This is a genomic window from Candidatus Omnitrophota bacterium (assembly GCA_028715415.1).
Classification (GTDB): Bacteria; Omnitrophota; Gorgyraeia; order Gygaellales; family Profunditerraquicolaceae; genus JAQURX01.
Genome location: JAQURX010000011.1, coordinates 35,432 through 53,875, shown reverse-complemented (window position 1 = coordinate 53,875; position 18,444 = coordinate 35,432). Strand labels below are relative to the sequence as shown.

Annotated in this window: 16 protein-coding genes, 2 tRNA genes and 2 pseudogenes; all 20 read left to right on the top strand. The window is 37.4% G+C overall.

The window, feature by feature from the left end; all coding sequences use genetic code 11:
* Positions 1 to 8: 8 nt before the first annotated feature.
* The 20 genes and pseudogenes from PHO70_06050 to PHO70_05955 all read left to right on the top strand — a co-directional run bounded on the left by PHO70_06050 (position 9) and on the right by PHO70_05955 (position 18,439).
* Positions 9 to 2,483: a glycogen/starch/alpha-glucan phosphorylase gene (locus PHO70_06050; protein MDD5432527.1), complete on the top strand. Its 2,475-nt coding sequence runs from the start codon at positions 9 to 11 to the stop codon at positions 2,481 to 2,483.
* A gap of 29 nt (positions 2,484 to 2,512) precedes the next feature.
* Positions 2,513 to 2,794, top strand: a pseudogene (locus PHO70_06045) (hypothetical protein).
* A 132-nt stretch (positions 2,795 to 2,926) separates the two neighbouring features.
* Positions 2,927 to 3,136, top strand: a pseudogene (locus PHO70_06040) (hypothetical protein).
* Positions 3,137 to 3,576: 440 nt separating this feature from the next.
* Positions 3,577 to 4,767: a C45 family autoproteolytic acyltransferase/hydrolase gene (locus tag PHO70_06035; protein MDD5432526.1), complete on the top strand. Its 1,191-nt coding sequence runs from the start codon at positions 3,577 to 3,579 to the stop codon at positions 4,765 to 4,767.
* A gap of 15 nt (positions 4,768 to 4,782) precedes the next feature.
* On the top strand, positions 4,783 to 6,318 hold the full coding sequence (locus tag PHO70_06030; protein ID MDD5432525.1) for a hypothetical protein: 1,536 nt from the start codon (positions 4,783 to 4,785) through the stop codon (positions 6,316 to 6,318).
* Positions 6,309 to 6,776, top strand: coding sequence for a chemotaxis protein CheW (locus PHO70_06025; protein MDD5432524.1), 468 nt, complete (start codon positions 6,309 to 6,311; stop codon positions 6,774 to 6,776). Before PHO70_06030 ends, PHO70_06025 begins: the two co-directional genes overlap by 10 nt.
* Entirely contained in the window at positions 6,769 to 7,296 is a 528-nt protein-coding gene (locus tag PHO70_06020; GenBank protein MDD5432523.1) for a chemotaxis protein CheW, read from the top strand. Before PHO70_06025 ends, PHO70_06020 begins: the two co-directional genes overlap by 8 nt.
* Complete coding sequence (locus PHO70_06015) at positions 7,293 to 9,173, top strand: methyl-accepting chemotaxis protein (protein MDD5432522.1); 1,881 nt, start codon at positions 7,293 to 7,295, stop codon at positions 9,171 to 9,173. The genes PHO70_06020 and PHO70_06015 overlap by 4 nt, the downstream gene beginning before the upstream one ends.
* An 18-nt stretch (positions 9,174 to 9,191) precedes the next feature.
* Positions 9,192 to 11,339, top strand: a complete 2,148-nt coding sequence (locus tag PHO70_06010) for a hybrid sensor histidine kinase/response regulator (GenBank protein ID MDD5432521.1) — start codon at positions 9,192 to 9,194, stop codon at positions 11,337 to 11,339.
* Positions 11,339 to 12,364 (top strand): chemotaxis-specific protein-glutamate methyltransferase CheB, encoded by a 1,026-nt coding sequence (gene cheB, locus PHO70_06005; GenBank protein MDD5432520.1) that lies wholly within the window; start codon positions 11,339 to 11,341, stop codon positions 12,362 to 12,364. The genes PHO70_06010 and cheB overlap by 1 nt, the downstream gene beginning before the upstream one ends.
* 12 nt (positions 12,365 to 12,376) lie before the next feature.
* Entirely contained in the window at positions 12,377 to 12,745 is a 369-nt protein-coding gene (locus PHO70_06000; GenBank protein ID MDD5432519.1) for a response regulator, read from the top strand.
* A 3-nt stretch (positions 12,746 to 12,748) separates the two neighbouring features.
* A complete protein-coding gene (locus PHO70_05995; GenBank protein ID MDD5432518.1) occupies positions 12,749 to 13,135 on the top strand; it encodes a response regulator in 387 nt (128 codons plus the stop codon).
* Between the two features lie 2 nt (positions 13,136 to 13,137).
* On the top strand, positions 13,138 to 15,672 hold the full coding sequence (locus PHO70_05990; GenBank protein MDD5432517.1) for a PAS domain S-box protein: 2,535 nt from the start codon (positions 13,138 to 13,140) through the stop codon (positions 15,670 to 15,672).
* A 38-nt stretch (positions 15,673 to 15,710) separates the two neighbouring features.
* The gene (locus PHO70_05985; GenBank protein ID MDD5432516.1) at positions 15,711 to 16,094 is read left to right on the top strand and encodes a response regulator; all 384 of its coding nucleotides are present in this window, start codon (positions 15,711 to 15,713) and stop codon (positions 16,092 to 16,094) included.
* A gap of 20 nt (positions 16,095 to 16,114) precedes the next feature.
* Positions 16,115 to 16,507: a response regulator gene (locus tag PHO70_05980; GenBank protein MDD5432515.1), complete on the top strand. Its 393-nt coding sequence runs from the start codon at positions 16,115 to 16,117 to the stop codon at positions 16,505 to 16,507.
* A gap of 16 nt (positions 16,508 to 16,523) precedes the next feature.
* Positions 16,524 to 17,297, top strand: a complete 774-nt coding sequence (locus PHO70_05975) for a HAMP domain-containing sensor histidine kinase (protein MDD5432514.1) — start codon at positions 16,524 to 16,526, stop codon at positions 17,295 to 17,297.
* A gap of 14 nt (positions 17,298 to 17,311) precedes the next feature.
* On the top strand, positions 17,312 to 17,683 hold the full coding sequence (locus tag PHO70_05970; protein ID MDD5432513.1) for a response regulator: 372 nt from the start codon (positions 17,312 to 17,314) through the stop codon (positions 17,681 to 17,683).
* 99 nt (positions 17,684 to 17,782) lie between these two features.
* Positions 17,783 to 17,856 (top strand) — tRNA-Arg (locus PHO70_05965).
* 20 nt (positions 17,857 to 17,876) lie between these two features.
* Positions 17,877 to 18,344: a tRNA adenosine(34) deaminase TadA gene (gene tadA / locus PHO70_05960; protein MDD5432512.1), complete on the top strand. Its 468-nt coding sequence runs from the start codon at positions 17,877 to 17,879 to the stop codon at positions 18,342 to 18,344.
* 6 nt (positions 18,345 to 18,350) lie between these two features.
* Positions 18,351 to 18,439, top strand: a tRNA-Ser gene (locus PHO70_05955).
* Positions 18,440 to 18,444 lie beyond the last annotated feature (5 nt).

The window sequence follows — 18,444 nt, the reverse complement described above, 5'->3', positions numbered from 1 at the left end:
AGGGTTTGATGGAGACAAAAGAAAACAATAATAACCATAATTGGGTAAAAGTTAACAAGGATACAACAAAAAAAGGTATTGAAACTTCTTTCTGGAGCAATTTGGAATATCGGCTTGGTAAAGATAAGTATAATTCAACAGAAGAAGATAAATTTACAGCTCTTGCATTAACAATGCGCGATGAGTTGATTGAGAAATGGCTGGTAACTCAGGAAAGATACCACAAGAAGAACGTAAAGCGCGTGTATTATTTGTCGCTTGAGTTCTTAATCGGCAGGCTCCTTGAGACAAATATGTTTAATCTTGGGCTGTGGGAAAAGGCTAAAGAGGCTATGGAGTCGCTTGGGCTGGAGATAGAAGATTTAAGTGAATGCGAACGCGACGCCGGATTAGGCAATGGCGGTTTAGGAAGGTTGGCTGCTTGTTTTCTTGATTCAATGGCAACCTTGAATATCCCTGCCTATGGTTACGGGATTCGTTATGATTACGGGATTTTTAAACAAAAGATAATTAATGGAAGGCAGGTTGAATTGCCTGATGCCTGGCTTAGCAAAGGGAATCCGTGGGATTTTGAGCGCCAGGAATATACTGTAAGAGTAAAATTCTTTGGGCGCACACATATGTTCAATGATGAAAATAATAAACTCTGCGTTGGATGGGTAGATACCAAAGATGTATTGGCAAGGCCTTATGATGTGCCTGTCCCCGGATATAAAAATGATATAGTTAATACTTTAAGAGTTTGGTCTGCGCGGAGTACTGAAGATTTTGATTTGGATTATTTTAATACCGGAGATTATGAGCGTGCGGTTTTTCGAAAGATTGAGTCAGAAGTAATCTCAAAAGTGCTCTATCCGAATGATAATATAGACCGTGGGAAAACTTTGCGCCTTGGGCAGGAGTATTTCTTTTCCGCAGCTTCACTAGCGGATATCATCAGGAGGTTTAAAGAAGATGATGAGGACTTAAGAAAATTCCCCGAGAAAGTTGTTATCCAATTAAATGATACCCATCCGTCTATATCTATTGTTGAGCTGATGCGCCTTCTTGTAGATGTTGAAAAATTAGACTGGGAGGCTGCATGGGAGATTACGACAAAGACTTTTGCCTATACTAACCATACGGTAATGTCGGAGGCATTGGAGAAATGGTCGGTAGCTCTTTTTGAGACACTTCTACCGCGCCATTTAGAAATTATTTATGAAATTAACCGGAGGTTTCTTGAAGAAATTAAAAAGAAATTCCCTAATGATATTGATATCTTAAGAAGAGTTTCAATCATAGAAGAAGGAAACCCTAAGTTAGTGCGTATGGCGTATCTTGCTGTCATCGGTTCATTTTCAGTTAATGGTGTTTCAGCTCTTCATAGCGAGCTTTTAAAGGCTGATGTGTTTAAGGATTTTTATTTAATTTTTCCTGCAAAATTCAATAATAAGACTAATGGCATAACTCAAAGAAGATGGCTCCTTTCTGCAAATCATAGATTGTCTAATTTAATTACGGAAACTATCGGTGATAAATGGATAACCGACCTTAATGAAACAGAAAAGTTGCTTAATTTTGTAAATGATAGCTCATTTTGTAAAAAATGGCAGAGCGTTAAAGAAGAAAACAAGAAATATTTAGCCGATTATATTTATAAAAATAACAAAATAGTAATTGATCCTGATTCTATGTTTGATGTCCAGGTAAAAAGGATGCATGAATATAAGAGGCAGTTACTGTTTGCGTTTAATGCTATTGCAAGTTATCTTACTATAAAGAATAATTTGGGGAATTCTTTTGTTCCTCGTACTTGTATTTTTGGGGGAAAGTCAGCACCGGGATATTTCATGGCCAAGTTAATTGTTAAGTTTATTAACAATGTTGCGGAAGTAATCAATAATGATAAAAGTATAAACGGTTTGTTAAAAATAGTGTTTTTGGAAGATTATAATGTTTCTTTAGCAGAAAAGATCTTTCCCGCAAGTAACTTATCAGAACAGATTTCAACAGCGGGCACAGAAGCCTCCGGAACGGGTTGTATGAAGTTTATGGTTAATGGCGCTCTTACTATCGGCACATACGATGGTGCAAATATTGAGATAGCCGAGGCGGTAGGGAAGGAAAATATTTTTATATTTGGAAAACGCGTAGAGGATATTAATCAATTAAAACGATCGGGATATCAGCCTCAGAGTTTTATCCAGAGTTCTGCGCTTTTAAAAGAGATAATTTGGCTTATCCAGGGGAATTATTTTTCTACCAAAGAGTTGGATATATTTCGCCCGATTACTGACCATTTAATTTTCACGGATACCTATTTTGTTTGTGCTGATTTTGAGGATTATTGTGCAACTCAGGATAAAGTGGCTAAGCTTTATAAAGATAAAAAGAGTTGGGTTGAGAAGTCTATCATTAATGTTGCTAAATCCGGAAGATTCTCGTCAGATAGGACAATCAGGGAGTATGCTAAAGATATCTGGGGCGTGCAAACTAAATGATAAATACAAGAGAGGAGGAAAAGGTGAAGATGGTAAAGAAGGCGTTGGTTGTTTCAAGTGTTTTTAGTTTTGTTTTCTGCGCGACAACTGTATTTGCGCAGGAGGAAACATCTGCAACTGTAGCGAGTTCTGAAGTTTCAGGTAAGCAAGAATGGAAACAAGATTTAAAATCTGATAAGGAACAGATTCAAAGTTTAAAAGAAGGAGTTAAAAGTAATGCTCAGGAAGCAAAACAAGAAGAAAAGAATTTGCGTGACCAGATGCATCAGGCTATACAATCAGGTGATTTTGAAAAAGCAAGAGAAATAAGAGAACAGCTTAAAACAACGCATCAAGAGAATGTTCAGCAAAAACAACAGGATTTAAAGGGTTTACAAGATGCTCGCCAGGAAATTAGATCGGATTTTAAAGAAGGCCGTCAAGAAGGATATTTGCCTCCGAGAAGGGATAGAGACAATAATCCTCCAGGCCCAAAGGGCGGTCCGGGAACTAATTGGGAAAATCAGCCGGGGCCTCAGGGAGGTCCAGGAGCAGGCCCTGACAGAAGGCCATGGAAAGACAGAGACAATAATCCTCCAGGCCCAAAGGGCGGTCCGGGAACTAATTGGGAAAATCAGCCGGGGCCACAAGGCGGTCCGGGTGCAAGCCCTGATTTAAGGGATAAAAGAGAGGTTCAGGCTGAACGAAGAGAGATTCAGCAAGATAAAAGAGAAATTAAAAATGACCTTAGGCAAGGGGATTTTAAAGAACTCAAGAGAGATACGCGTGAGCTTAAAAATGACCAACGAGAACTTAAGCGCGATATGAGGGATAGCGGTGCTATGCATCAAGGTGCTCCAGGTGGAGGGCCAAGAGGTGGTGGAGCGCATAGGGGCGGTGGTAGAGGCGGAAATAAATGAGCTCCTCGGGTAACACCAGAAGTTTTGGAGCGAAATACTTGAGCGGCCCGGCTAAAAATTATTCTCAAAAGATTAGTTTTGTAGCCGCTCAAGTATAAAAATATTAAAAACTGTGGCGGTTCTAGAAAAATAGAACCGCCCATTTTTTTATCCGTTTTTATTGACAATAAAAGTATTAAGTTTATAATTGTAGTATGAAGAAAATATTTTTAACAGTTATTATTTTCTTAAGCCTTTTAACCCTTTCTTATTCTGATAATTCCCACCCTATCTTTCATTCTTCTTTTGAAGGCGGAAAGCGCTATAAAATCGGCAAATTTGACCTTCTTCAATTAAATGGTGATTACAGGAATATGGGCCGACAGTACGGCGCATTAATGAAGGAGGAATTAAATAATTTCTATAAACTCGCTATTGAAAAGAATCTTTTACGAAGAGAAGATTTGGAGTATCAGGAAATAGAAGATATCGCTGAAACCATATTTGATACTTACCCAAAGCGCTTTAAAGAAATTATTTATGGCATGGCTGAGACTTCAAAAATGGATGTAAATAAATTAATTATATTAGATCAGATAATCGCGATTTCTTACGTTAATAATACTTTAAGCAATTTCGGTTGTTCTTCTTTAGTAGCTTGGGATGATTATACATCTGGCGGGCCGCTTGTATTTGGCCGTAACTTTGATTACGTGAATTATTTTAAACGTTTTGCTGAATTTATAACGATAACAGTTTTTAATCCGAGCGATTCGAGCGTTCCTACAGCAATTATCGGTTATGCCGGACAAATTTGCTTATCAACAGGTATGAATAAAGAAGGTTTGTTTATTGAGAATAATGAAGCAATTGTTTCCGGAGGGAATGTTTTCTATTCCAATAGGATCCATACTTTTATTCAGGAACTCGGGTTTTTGTTTAATTGCTCAACTCTTGATAATCTGGAAGATTCCATAAATACTAACCGCTCAAATTGTTCGCTCATTGCAAATGTAGCAGATAAAACTAAAGCATATTCTTATGAATGGCCTCCTTTTGATGTAAGAAGAAGAGAACCTGACCGGCCGGGATTATTAGTTTCAACCAATCATTTTGTGGATAGTTCCTGGGGAATAGTTGAGCCGATTTATGATACCGATGACTTAACGGTTAGAAGGCGCAGGAATCTTTTAGCTTTGGCAGAAAAATACCGTGGGAATTTCAGCGCTAAGAAGATGATGCAGGTGTTTGATGTCTCGGTTAAAGATGGAGGCGCCACTCTCCCAAAAGAAACTATCTATCAAATTGTCGCGGTTCCTGCAGAGTTAAAGTTTTGGCTTAAAGCCCCCCGTTTTCAAGACTGGACAGGAATTGAATTAAATCAATTTTTTATTTCTTCAAATTAATCATCTCAATAAAGCATGAAAGATAGGACGGGAAAAATACTAATTCCTGATGAGTTAAAACACAGGATTAAAAATTCTATTACTGATAGAACCGGCCTTTATTTTAAAGACCATGATTTAGGTGAACTTGAAGATAAGATAGCTTTAAGGATGGTTGCTTGCGGAATTGACTCCCCAGTAAATTATTATTCTTATTTAACTACATCAAGCAAAAAAGAGGATGAGCTTAGAGAATTATTAAACTTATTGACAATTAATCACACTTATTTTTTTAGGAATGAAGCGCAATTTAAAGCTTTAAAAGAAAGAATCTTGCCAGAAATTATTGAACGAAAATTAAGATTTTCTTCAGGGCAAGAGCAGAAAGAAAAAAAAGTATTACGTATCTGGAGTGCCGGTTGTTCTACGGGAGAAGAGCCGTATACTATTGCAATTATTGTTAGAGAGGCTATCCCTGATTTGGAGAATTGGGAAATTCAGATTATTGCAACTGATGTTTCAAGCGAGGTGCTAGAGAAAGCAAGAAAAGGGGTGTATGAAAGAAATGCGGTAAAGTTTGTAAGTCCAGAATATTTAGAAAAGTACTTTACTGTTTTATCAGCTTCCGAACGAACAACCAGATATGAGATACGAGATACGATAAAATCATTGGTTTCTTTTAGTTTTCATAATTTGATGGACTCAGAATATCCTGTTGGTTTTGATGTGATATTTTGCCGTAATGTGGTGATATACTTTGAGTTAGAGACCACCTTAAAAATTATGGAGAAATTTTATTCAAGTTTGCTTGATGATGGTTTTGTTTTCATAGGCTATTCAGAAAATCTGCATTTCATGCAGAATAAGTTTAAGATGATTTATTCTGACGAAGCTATCTATTATAGGAAGATAGCAGAAGGTAAAGTCAAAGAGATTGAACCAGTTAGGACAACTATATCTAAGCCTAGAATAGAGGAAATCTTAGAAGAAATCTCGAGAAAGCAGATTTTAGCATTGATTGAAACAGAGGCAAGTAAGGTCCATCCAGCACCGAAAAAGATTGAAGATATCTTGATTCAAGCGAATAAGAATCTTTTATTAAAAAAATATGACCAGGCACTATTGCTTTTGGAAGAAGCTCATATGATTGACAAACTTGCAGTTGACCCTCTTTTTATGGCTTCTCAAATTTATGTCAACCAGGGAAGGTTTAATGAAGCAAAAGATAAGATTTCCGCAATTTTAAGAATTAATCCTATGTTTGCTCCAGCGCATTATCTCTTGGGTTGTATATATATAGAGGAGCAGGAGGGGGAGAAAGCAAAAGAGAGCCTAAAGAAATCTCTTTATTTAGATAAAAATTTTACTCTCGCAAATTTTTATCTCGCAAATGTTTACAAAAACGAAAATCGTTTTGAAGATGCAATTAGGGGTTATAGAAACACCTTAAAATTGTTGTCAAACAATTTATATTCTGATATAATCCCATACAGTGGAGGATTTGACACAGCGACATTGATGAATGTCTGCCGTGACAATATTGAAAGACTGAAAATGGGCCCATGGACATAGCCATATTTAAAATCGCAGATAAAGAATATGGCGTGGATATTAAGCAAGTGCGCCACGTTATCAGGATGAAAGAAATTGTTACAATCCCTGATTCTGCAGATTTTGTTGAAGGGGTAATCAGCCTACGCGGTAAAGTCATACCTTTATTAAACCTACGAAAAAAATTCAGCCTTAAATCAGAAAATTCCAAAAAAGAAAACAGGATTATTATTACGCAAATCAAAGAACATTTAATTGGTGTCCTTGTTGATGAAGTTTTAAATGTTGCCAATATTGAACATGGAGCAATTACGCCTCCAGATAAGTTCTTAAAAGACGCTTCATATTTAACAGGTGTTATAAAAATAGGAAACAGGCTTATTTTGCTTATTGACTTTGAGAAGATTTTAAGTGTAGATGATGAGACTGGGATTAAAAATGTCCACGAGAGAGTAGAAGTAAGGAAGAAAAATGCCTGAAGAAAAAGATAAAATCATTCTTGAAGTTGACGATATTCAATTTGAAGAAGAGGCAATTAAGAAAAAGGCTATACGCGTTTTGTCTTTTTGTTTAAGTGAAGAAAATTATTGTGTTGATATCCGATCGGCAAAAGAAGTGGCTAAGATTAATAAAATCACAAGAGTTCCTAATACTCCCGAATTTATTTCAGGAGTAATTAATTTGCGCGGCGAAGTGGTCTCTCTTTGTGATATTAGATATTTTTTGGGGCTTAGCTCGGGTGGGAAGTCAAAAGAAATAAGAGGAATAATAACTGATGTAACTGGCTCAAATATAGGTTTCATCGTAGATAAAATAAGAGGCGCTATGGATATTGACGTTGATTTAATACAGCCACCATTAGCTACCCTTAGTCAAAAGTTAGCACTTTATACAAAAGGGCAAGTTCAAATTGAAGGAGAAATTTTTATAATCTTAGATTTAGAGAGGATTTTAAATTGCGAAGAAGTGGTTAGGTTAGCAAAAGGAGAGGGGATATGAAAAGCATTTTATTAGGTAGTATTAAGTCAAAATTAGTCGTAATGTTTTTAGTAATTGCGCTTGTCCCTGTAGTCATTCTGGGGGCTGTTGCTTATATGTTTAGCAAGGCTACGTTAACCAAACAGATTACACAGGACTTTGATGCCATCTCCAATGGTAAGGAACAAGCTGTTGTGCAGTATCTAATAGGCGCAAAAAGAGCATTGGCAGTGTACGGACACGCTAAAACAATTATAGATGGGTTGAGAAATATCAATAATAAAACTATTAGTTCGCCTCAAGCAATTAAAGAGTTAAATGATTATGTTGAAGAAAGAATTAAAATTAATCCTTTAGTGCAGGAATTTATCATTATGGATAATCGTGGTAAAGTTATAGCGAGCACTGAGGAAAAAGAGATGGGGATAGATAAATCTCAGGATCCATATTTTACTGGTGCTCTGCAAAAAGATTTTTTTATTAAAGATGTTTATCAATCTAAAACTACTGGAAAGATAGGTTTTGTTGCTTCTATGGCAGTTAAGGATTTAAAAACTGGTGAGTTCGTTGGAGTGTTTGCCGAACGCATAAACTTACAAGTCCTTAATGAAATTCTTGCCAATAGAATGGGGTTAGGAGAAACCGGAGAAAATTATTTAGTTAATAAGGATGGAGTAATGATTACGGATTCTCGTTTTTATAAAGATTTATCTTTGAGTCAAAAGGTAGATTCAGAGCCTGTAAGGTTCTTTTTTACAAATAAGAAAGATAATGCTGGAGTGTATCAAGATTACAGGAAAAGCCTTGTGTTGGGTTCAGTTTCCGGTGAGCAGCTTAACAAGGCATTTGATTATTTGGGTTGGGTTGTTGTTTCAGAGATGGATGCCAAAGAGGCTTTTGCTCCGGCTGCACAACTTGGTGGAATTATATTGCTTATTATGTTGATTACAGTTATCTTAGTTATAATTTTCGCATTAACTGTTTCCAATAATATTGCTAACCCAATTAAAAAGTTAGCTGGTGTTGCTAATACGATTTCTGGAGGAGATTTAACTAGTGAAATTTCTATAGATAACAAAGACGAGATTGGCCAGTTAGCAGCTAGTTTTAATACTATGCAGTTAAATCTTAAAGAAATTATGTCAAAGATCAGGGATGCAGCAAACCAGATTACCTCCGCTTCTAGCGAAATCCTTGCTGCAAGCCAGCAGCAGGCAGCAGGTGCCAGGGAACAATCTGCCGCTGTATCTGAAACTACATCAGCTTCAAAAGAATTATCTAAGAGTGCCGAGCAGGTAGGCGAGAACATCAAAAGAGTTTCAGAAGTAGCTGCTCATGCCATGATAGGAATGGCTAAGATTAAAGAAGCTATTGGTAAAACTGGCCAGATAATTGCTTCCTTAAGTGAAAAATCTCAAAAGATTGGCAAAATTACAGAAGTTATAGATGATGTTGCTGATCAGACAAATCTTTTGGCAGTTAATGCTGCGATTGAAGCTGCTCGTGCAGGGGAAGAAGGTAAAGGCTTTACAGTTGTCGCTGATGAAATTAGAAAACTTGCTGATTCAACTGCAAAGTCAACCAAAGATATTACAGCTCTTATTGAAATAATCCAACATGAGATGTCTAATGTAATTATGTCTATGGAAACAAGCGTGACAAGTGTTGATGAAGAAACAAAGTTGTCGCAGGAATCTGCGGAGAGAGCTAAAGAAATATCAATGGGTACGACACAGCAGGTAGCTGGTTCAAAGCAGATTGCTGATGCTATGAGCAATATTGATGAAGCAATGAAACAGATCGCTCAAAGTTCTCAACAATCACAGGTTGCAGTTAAGCAGCTTACAGGTTTAGCCCAGGATTTAAAGAATGTTTCCGGCAAATTCAAAATTGAATAATTTTTTAAAGAACTAAAAATGGTATTTGATAAGTCAAAATTTATTGAAGGATTCAAGGTAGAGACAAGGGAGCATCTTCAAGCCTTAAGCTTGGGTTTGTTAAAGCTTGAGAAAGCACCTCAAAACCATGAGCTGCTTAATAGTATGATGAGGGAAGCGCATACAATTAAAGGCTCTGCAACCATGATGGGGTATAAGCGTATTGCAGACCTTGGCCATGAAATGGAGAGTGGCTTAGAAAAAGCGCTTAATAAAGAAATTAAGTTAGAAAAGAAGCATATTGATATTCTTCTTAAATGTTTAGACGCAATTGAAGGCTTTTTAGAAGATAAAGTTACATGGGAAGAAAAAGGGATTGAAAGGCCTTTTGCGGAAGAATTATGTAGGCAAGTAAAAGAAGAATTCTCTGAAAAACATGAGAAAAAAACACATAAATCTAAAGATGGTATCATCCACGAAGAAATTATAGCAGCCCCTGTTTTAACTGAAGAACCAAAGGTAGCTAAATCAACTATTAGTAATGATGTAGCTGCGGCAATTGAAGGCAGTTTGCGTGTTGATAAGGCAAAATTGGATAAGTTAATGAATTTATCAGGAGAGCTTTTGATTTCCAAAATAAGGCTTGATGATGTTGTTAAAAATTTAAGCGACAAAGCTGATTTAGAGGGGATTAATGACGAAGCGCTTAGTAATTTAGTTAGTGATTTACGTTCAGTAGATGGTTTGATAAGTTTTCTTACCGGGGAAATACAAGATGAAGTTATGAATGTCAGGATGCTGCCAGTATCAACTTTATTTAATACCTTTCCCCGTTCAATGAGGGATTTGGCTCAAACTAAAGGCAAAGAGATCAATTTTGAGTTGCGTGGAGAAGAGGCGCAGTTAGACAAAACAATAATTGATGAGTTAAAGGATCCTATCATGCATCTTTTGAGGAATTCAGTTGACCATGGAATTGAATCGCCAGAGGAGCGCCTTTCTAAAAATAAACCAAGAGAGGGGAAGATTATTTTGTCTGCTTGTCAGGAAGGTTCGCAAATTGTGATTTCGGTTTCTGATGACGGGAATGGCATAGATATAAATAAAGTAAAAGAACAAGCAGTAGCAAGGGGTTTGGTAGCAAGTGAAAAGATTAAAGAATTGGCTGACGAACAGGCGATGCAGCTTATTTTTACTCCCGGTTTTAGTACGCAAAAAGTAGTTACTGATATTTCCGGAAGAGGTGTTGGATTAGATGTTGTAAGAGAAAGAGTGGTTAAGTTAAAAGGCACAGTCGAAGTTAATTCTCAAATTGGGATAGGCGCTAAGTTCACCATGAAATTTCCTTTGACTTTAGCAGTTACAGAAAGTTTACTTGTCGCTGCAGGGACAGATACCTTTGCTATCCCTATTGATACAGTAGTAGAAACTATCAGGGTAAACGTTGAGGATGTTAAGACAGTTGAAACTAAAGAAGCGATAACTGTGCGAGGGCATATTTTGCCACTTGTCAGGCTGTGCGATTTATTCGGGCTTTGTAAAAGAGGGATTTTTGAGAAAAGGTTTTTCTCTGTTGTCGTTGTGCAGTCAGTTGAAAAAAGAATCGGGATTTTAGTAGACGAGCTATTAGGTAGGTTAGATATCGTTACTAAATCTTTAGGAGAGCCTTTGAAGAAAGTGAAGAATATTTCTGGAGCAACTATTTTGGGAAATGGCGAGGTAATCCTTATTTTAGATATCCCGTCAATTATTGAATCTTCCGAAGGAGTCATCGTAAGAAGGCCGGTTAGCGTCTCGCAGCCAGAGCTAAAAGGCAAAAAAAAGAAAACAATTCTTTTGGCTGAGGATGTTTTAAGCACAGCTATGCTTGAGAAGAATATCCTTGAGTCCGTAGGGTATTCTGTAGTAATCGCTCGTGATGGGAAAGAGGCACTTGATCGTGCTTCACAGGAGAAATTTGATCTTGTAATTACTGATGTTTTAATGCCAAAGATGGATGGGTTTGAATTGACCTCAAGGCTTAAAAAGGATAATATCTATAAGGATGTGCCAGTTGTAATTGTTACAACAAGAGAAAGCGATGCTGATAAGAGGCGTGGTTTAGAAGCAGGTGCTGAGGCGTATATCTTAAAAAGTGATTTTACTTCCGAAGGATTGTTGGAAACACTAGAAAGGTTGATAGGCTAATGTTTATTAATGATAAGGTTGAAAGAAAGATTAAAGTTCTAATTGTGGATGATTCTCCGCTTATTAGAGAGGCATTAAAGGCAATTTTATCAAGTGATATTGAGATTGAGGTTGTTGGTCTAGCTGCTAATGGGGATGAAGGAGTGAAAAAAGCAGCATTTTTAAAGCCCGATGTTATAACTATGGACTTAAAAATGCCTGTTATGTCTGGGCTTGAAGCTGTTGAAAAGATTATGGAGGATAATCCGATTCCAATAATTGTTGTAAGTAGCATGGATGTTGATGTCGTTGTAAAGGCTCTAAGTATCGGAGCGATGGATTTTGTAGCGATTTCTTCTGATATCGAAAAGATTTCTCATGACTTGATTAGTAAAGTAAAGATTGCTTCGCGGGTTAAGCCTTTACGAAGAATGAAAATTAGGCCAATTGTGAGAACGTCTATCCCCAAGAAAGAAAACATTACGAAAGTAGTTGCAGTTGGTGTTTCTACTGGAGGGCCGCAAGCATTGCAAGTTCTATTATCAAAGCTTCCACATGATTTGCCTTTTGGTTTAATTATTGTCCAGCATATTTCAGCTGGATTTATTAATGGTTTAGTTGAGTGGTTAAAGGATTTAACTCATCTTGAGATTAAGGTTGCACAGGCAGGGGATGTTCTAAAAAGCGGGATGGTTTTCTTTGCACCGGATGGATTCAACATTCTTATTGATGCATATTCAAGGATAAGCTTGAAAGAAGATACTACCCGTAAACTTATTCATGTACCTTCTATTGATGTAATGATGAATTCTGTTGCCAAATCTTTTGGGGAAAATGCAATTGGAATAATTATGACCGGTATGGGAAATGATGGAGTTGAAGGTATTAAGTCAATAAAGAATGCAGGAGGGATTACGATTGCGCAAAATGAAGCTTCTTCTGTAATATTTGGGATGAATGAACTTGCCATAGAGAGCGGTTGTATTGATAAAGTAATTCCTTTAAATGAAATTGCTGATGAGATTATCGGATTAACTAAAGGTTAGGGAGGGGTATCTATGGCAAAAAGAATTTTATTGATTGAAGATAGCCAGACGACAGTGGCTTTACTTAAAGAGAGGATTGAAGCTGCAAACTATGAAGTTTTAGCAGCTTATAATGGAGAAGATGGGTTAAAACAGATGAAAGATCTTAAGCCAGATTTAGTCCTTCTGGATGTGCGCATGCCGGGAATAGATGGTTTTGAAGTATGCCGAATTGCAAAAGATGACCCTGAGATAAAGAGTATCCCGATAATTTTTGTTACTACAGCAGCACAAGAAGTTGATGTTGAAAAAGGGAAAAAGCTTCTTGCCGAAGGCTATATTACCAAGCCTTACGAAGGAAAAGAATTGGTAAAAGAAATTAGGCGTGTATTAAAGGAGTAAGAAGTGCCAAAGAAAATACTTGTTACTGAAGATAGTGCTACTATTTTAGCTATGATTAAAGATGTGCTTGAGTCTAAGGGTTACGAAGTTATTACTGCTTCCGACGGACAGGAAGCGCTTGATAAAGCAAAAAAAGAAAATCCGGATTTAATTATTTTAGATCTTATGCTTCCAAAATTAGATGGATATAAGGTCTGTAGGTTCTTGAAGTTTGATGAAAAGTATAAAAATATCCCGATTGTCATGCTTACCGCGCGAGCGGAGGAAAAAGATATAAAAATTGGAAAAGAAGTTGGCGCAGATCTCTATATCCCTAAGCCTTTTGACCCCGAATTTATTCTTGCCAAAATAGCAGAGCTGCTTGTAGTAAAAGACGCCAAGATTCTTTAGTTATGAAAATGGATAATGAAAACAACAGTAATATTTTATTAAAACAAATTGAGTTTATCTTAGGGGTTACTAAAACCGGCCTTGATATAATTGATTCTAATTATAATATCCGTTATATAGACCCGGAATGGGCTAAGGTTTACGGCGATTTTAAGAACAAGAAATGTTACGAGTATTTTGTTGATAGAAACCAAGTTTGTGAACATTGCGGAATAAGAAAAGCGCTTGAAACGAAAAGTACTGTTATTGCAGAAGAAGTCCTTATTAAAGAGAATAATAGGCCGATTCAGGTAACTACTATCCCTTTTCAGGCAGAAAACGGGGAGTGGTTGGTTGCGGAAGTTAATGTAGATATTGCCGAGCGGAAAAAAACAGAGCAGGAAGTGAAAGCTTCCGAAGAAAAGTTCCGGACTATTTTTGATAATGCGACAGATGGGATTATCCTGGTAGAAATAGAAAGTAAGAAATTCTATATGTGCAATAAGGTATTTCTCCAGATGCTCGGTTATAGCCTTGAGGAAATTAAGGCTTTGGGCGTTAATGATATTCATCCGGAAAGCGATTTGCCTTTTGTCATCCAGGAATTTGAAAAGCAGGCGAGAGGAGAAAGTATTCTTGCCAAAGATATCCCGGTTAAAAGGAAAGACGGCAGTATTTTTTATGCTGATATTAATTCTTCCCCAGTAGTAATTTCCGGGAAGAAGTATCTTGTTGGCTTCTTCCGGGATATTACGCTAAATAGACAATTTGAAGCTAAGCTAAAGGAATCAGAGAGAAGGTTTAGGGATACCCTAGAAAATCTTAACCTGTCTGCCGTGCAGCTTGATGTTGAAGGCAGGGTTATTTTTTGCAATGATGCTTTTTTGAAACTCTCCGGATGGAAGAAAGAAGAGATATTCGGCCGTAACGGGTTTGATGTTTTTCTCCCCGTTGAATCGCGTGAAAGAGTCAAATCAGTGTTTAGTAAAGTGTTATCAGGAGAGGATCCTTTGCCTTTGCATTATGAGGTTTATATTCAAACCCGCGATCAAGGGCAGCGTTTGGTGCTTTGGAATAATTCGCTCTTACGTGACCCGAATGGCAAGATTTTAGGCATAAGTAGCATCGGAGAAGATATCACTGAGCGTAAATTAATGGAGGCTGAGCGCGAAGGGATGCTAAAATGGCAGGAGGAAGTTAATGCGCTTCGCCAATCTCTTATCGCCCCGGGAGAACTTGCCATTAAACTTAAAATCATTACTGATAGTATTGTGCGTATTTTTAATGCCGATTTCTGCAGAATTTGGTTGATTCGTCCGGGAGATAAATGTGAGCAAGGTTGTGTTCATGCGAAAATTAAGGAAGGCCCGCATGTTTGTCGTTTCCGGGAGAAGTGCCTGCATTTAATGGCAAGTTCCGGCAGGTACACGCATATAGACGGTAAAGACCACGGCCGTGTACCGTTTGGATGTTATAAAATTGGCCGCGTAGCCTCAGGTGAGGACCATAAGTTTATTACAAATGATGTAGTAAATGATTCTCGTGTGCATAATCATGAATGGGCACGTGAATTAGGGCTGGTGTCTTTTGTGGGTTATCAATTACGTGTCCCTGATGGGGAGATATTAGGGGTGCTTGCTCTTTTTGCCAAACATAAAATATTGCCTCCTGAAGATGCGATACTAGATAGCCTTAGCACAACCACCGCTTTTATTATTCAACAATGCAATGTGGAGGATGACCGCAAGCGAGCCGTAGATGAATTGAAAAAAGCCTATTCTAAATTGAAAGAAGCCCAGTCTCAGCTTATACAGGCAGAGAAGATGCACGTGGTAGGGACTCTTGCGGGAGGGGTAGCGCATGAAATTAAAAATCCTTTAGCTATAATATTGCAAGGGGTGAATTTTCTTGAACGTAAAAAATTATTTACTAAGCCGGAGCAACGTGAAGTTTTGGGTATGATAAAAGAGGCTGTAGGAAGAGCAGACGGAATAGTAAAAGGTTTATTGGATTTTTCAAGGCCATCAAGGCTTGAGTTTAAGTTCTTCCAGTTGCCGGAGATTGTTGAGGAGTCAATAGGTTTTGTTTCAAAGCAAATGGCGCTAAAGAATGTAAAGATTGTTAAAAATTTTACAGCTGTTAAAAATCAGGTTAGAGTAGATCGCAATCAGATTGAACAGGTTTTTGTGAATATTATTATTAACGCCCTTCAGGCAATGCCGCAAGGAGGAAGTATAACCATTAATATTTATAATAAAAGCTTTCCTGAATTAAAAAGCATAATCGGGTATCAAGATGAAAGATTTTTGAATCCTACGAGTCAGGCAGTAGTTATTGAAGTAATAGATTCAGGGCAAGGCATTCCAAAACACATATTGGATAAAGTATTTGACCCTTTTTTTACTACCAAGCCTCCCGGAGAGGGCGCTGGTTTAGGCCTTAGTATTTCAAGGACCATAATGGAAAATCACCGGGGGGATATTTATATGGAGAGCCATGAAGGCAAAGGAACCAAGGTGATTGTTATTTTGCCTGTTATTGAAGAAGGGAATAAATAGGGGCAATTAATGCAGTAAGGATTGGAGGGGAGGGGGTCATGGTAAAGAAGAAGGTTTTGATTATTGATGACGAAGTAGATTTTACAGAAATCTTAAAGCTTAATCTTGAATTGACAGGCAAATATGAAATTAAGATTGAGAATAACTCTTCGCATGGGCTTGAAACCGCAAAGAAATTTAAGCCGGATGTTATCTTGCTTGATATACTTATGCCTCATATAAATGGTTATAAAGTCTTGGATTTGTTAAAAAAAGATGAAGATACTATTTCTATACCGGTTATCATGCTAAGCGCAATCACAACAGAAGAAGCGAAAGTAATATCAGCAGGCTTGTATGATGAAAGTTTTATTGAGAAGCCAATAAGCGTTAAGATTCTAGAGGAAAAATTAGATAAAGTTTTGGGAAGATTTGAGAAATAGTGCTGCTTAAGGAGGAATATATGGAGAAAAAGAAAATTCTTGTGGTTGATGATGAAAGAGATTTTGTTGACATAGTTAAGCTTCGCCTTGAGTCGGAGAACTTTGAGGTTATCACTGCTTATGACGGTGCGCAGGCGCTTGATAGGGTTGCAAAAGACCATCCTGACGCAGTTTTGCTTGATATCATGATGCCAAATCTTGACGGGCTTTCAGTATTAAAGAGGATTAGAAAACAGGATAAAAACCTTCCTGTTTTTATGCTTACGGCATTTTCAAATGATGAAAGATTTAAAATCGCAGATAAGTTTAATGCTTCCGGATTTATGGTAAAGACAGGTGATTTGAAAAAAGAAATAGATAATATTAATATTGCGCTTAACATAGCGGATAAATATAAAGGCCAGAATAAGTAATTGGAGGCTTCTTTTCGTGACGCAAGCAGAAAGAGAAGAATTTGAAGAATTAAAGAGGCGTAATGTTCAGCTTGAAGCAGAGCTTAAAAAAGTTGATCAGTTAAAGACTGACTTTATTTCTGTTGTTTCGCATGAGCTGCGTACTCCGCTTTCCATAATTAAAGAGGGAATAAGCCTTGTTTCCGACGGAATACCGGGTAAAATAAATAAAGAGCAGGAAGAGATTCTTGAAACCGCAAATAGCAATATTGACCGGCTTGCGCGTATTATTGATAATCTTTTGGATATTGCTAAGATTGAATCCGGTAAAATTGTATTAAGGAAGGAGTTAGTCAATATTTGTGCGTTAGTTGAACGGGTTGTCAGTTCGTTTAAACTTAATTTAATAGATAAAAACCTTGAGCTTCGAACAAATTTCCCCAAAAAAGAGTTAATAGTTTATGCTGATGCTGGTAGGATAACGCAAGTAGTAATTAATCTTATTGGTAATGCCCTAAAATTTACACAGAAAGGATTTATTGAAGTAAATATTGAAGAAAAGGAGGGTGTTGTTGAGTTTAGTGTCATTGACAGCGGGCAGGGAATAATCAATGATGATTTGCTAAAGGTGTTTAGTAAATTCCAACAGTTTGAACGTTCAACTGGCGAGGGAACTAAGGGGACAGGCCTTGGGCTTTCTATAGCCAAAGGCCTTATTGAGATGCATAATGGAAAGATTTGGGCAGAAAGCGAGCATGGGAAAGGTTCCAAGTTTACTTTTAGCCTTCCAAAGTATAACTCGAAATTTTAGGAGGGGAGGTTTAAATGAGTAAAAAAATACTTCTCATTGAGGATGAAATGGACCAGATTACGATGGTTTCCGTCAGGCTTAAGGCAAACGGTTTTAAGGTTGTATTTGCTATGGATGGTGAAGAAGGGTTAAAAAAAGCAGCTGAAGAAAAGCCGGATTTGATTTTATTGGATTTAATCATACCTAAAATAGATGGTTTTGAAGTTAGTAAGCGTCTTAAATCGGAAGATTCAACTAAAAATATACCTATTATAGCGATTACTGCCGCGGGAATTAAAGATATTGAGCAAAAATGCCGCGTTGCCGGTATGGATGATTTTATTGCAAAACCTTATGATTCTATGGAATTAGTCTCTAAAATAAAGAGTTTTCTGGAAAAGAAATGAGGTTTTCCCAATATGAGATTCTGCGCTTTTCCCGCCTTTAAACAAGAGAATTCATTTGCCTTTTAGGTCAATTTCTGTTATAAATAATAAGTTAAATTCGCGCCCATAGCTCAATTGGATAGAGCATCAGCCTACGGAGCTGGTTGTTGCAGGTTCGATTCCTGCTGGGCGCATTATCTAAAGCTAAAGATTAATGTTGAAGATAGATCAGTTTTACATGTCTGAAGCCTTAAAAGAGGCTAGAAAAGCATTTGAGGAAGACGAAGTTCCAGTCGGCGCTGTAGTTGTCCACAATGGTAAGATTATTGCCCGCGGCTATAACCAGATTGAGCGCCTTAAAGACCCTACCGCACACGCTGAGATGATTGCTTTAACTTCAGCGGCAAATTCTCTGGGGACAAAGTGGTTGAACGAGTCTAGTCTCTATGTTACAATTGAACCATGCAGTATGTGTGCAGGTGCGTTAGTTCTTTCGCGCGTAAAGTCGCTTTATTTTGGCGCAAAAGACCCTAAAACCGGTGCTTGCGGCTCGGTTATAAACATTGTAAACCATAAAAAATTAAATCATCGGATTAAAGTTAAAAGCGGAATATTAGCCGAAGAATGCGGTAGTTTATTAAGCGATTTTTTTAAAAAGAAACGTAAAATCAAACAGAGTTAGTTTTTTGGAGAGGTGGCAGAGTGGCCGAATGCAACTCACTGCTAATGAGTTGACCTGGGAAACTGGGTCCCTGGGTTCAAATCCCAGCCTCTCCGTTCTT

Excerpts from the sequence above, each read along its gene's own strand:
- PHO70_06050 (MDD5432527.1), top strand. The coding sequence starts at position 9 with ATGGAGACAAAAGAAAACAATAATAACCATAATTGGGTAAAAGTTAAC.
- PHO70_06035 (MDD5432526.1), top strand. The coding sequence starts at position 3,577 with ATGAAGAAAATATTTTTAACAGTTATTATTTTCTTAAGCCTTTTAACC.
- PHO70_06030 (MDD5432525.1), top strand. The coding sequence starts at position 4,783 with ATGAAAGATAGGACGGGAAAAATACTAATTCCTGATGAGTTAAAACAC.
- PHO70_06025 (MDD5432524.1), top strand. The coding sequence starts at position 6,309 with ATGGACATAGCCATATTTAAAATCGCAGATAAAGAATATGGCGTGGAT.
- PHO70_06020 (MDD5432523.1), top strand. The coding sequence starts at position 6,769 with ATGCCTGAAGAAAAAGATAAAATCATTCTTGAAGTTGACGATATTCAA.
- PHO70_06015 (MDD5432522.1), top strand. The coding sequence starts at position 7,293 with ATGAAAAGCATTTTATTAGGTAGTATTAAGTCAAAATTAGTCGTAATG.
- PHO70_06010 (MDD5432521.1), top strand. The coding sequence starts at position 9,192 with ATGGTATTTGATAAGTCAAAATTTATTGAAGGATTCAAGGTAGAGACA.
- cheB (MDD5432520.1), top strand. The coding sequence starts at position 11,339 with ATGTTTATTAATGATAAGGTTGAAAGAAAGATTAAAGTTCTAATTGTG.
- PHO70_06000 (MDD5432519.1), top strand. The coding sequence starts at position 12,377 with ATGGCAAAAAGAATTTTATTGATTGAAGATAGCCAGACGACAGTGGCT.
- PHO70_05990 (MDD5432517.1), top strand. The coding sequence starts at position 13,138 with ATGAAAATGGATAATGAAAACAACAGTAATATTTTATTAAAACAAATT.
- PHO70_05985 (MDD5432516.1), top strand. The coding sequence starts at position 15,711 with ATGGTAAAGAAGAAGGTTTTGATTATTGATGACGAAGTAGATTTTACA.
- PHO70_05980 (MDD5432515.1), top strand. The coding sequence starts at position 16,115 with ATGGAGAAAAAGAAAATTCTTGTGGTTGATGATGAAAGAGATTTTGTT.
- PHO70_05970 (MDD5432513.1), top strand. The coding sequence starts at position 17,312 with ATGAGTAAAAAAATACTTCTCATTGAGGATGAAATGGACCAGATTACG.
- tadA (MDD5432512.1), top strand. The coding sequence starts at position 17,877 with ATGTTGAAGATAGATCAGTTTTACATGTCTGAAGCCTTAAAAGAGGCT.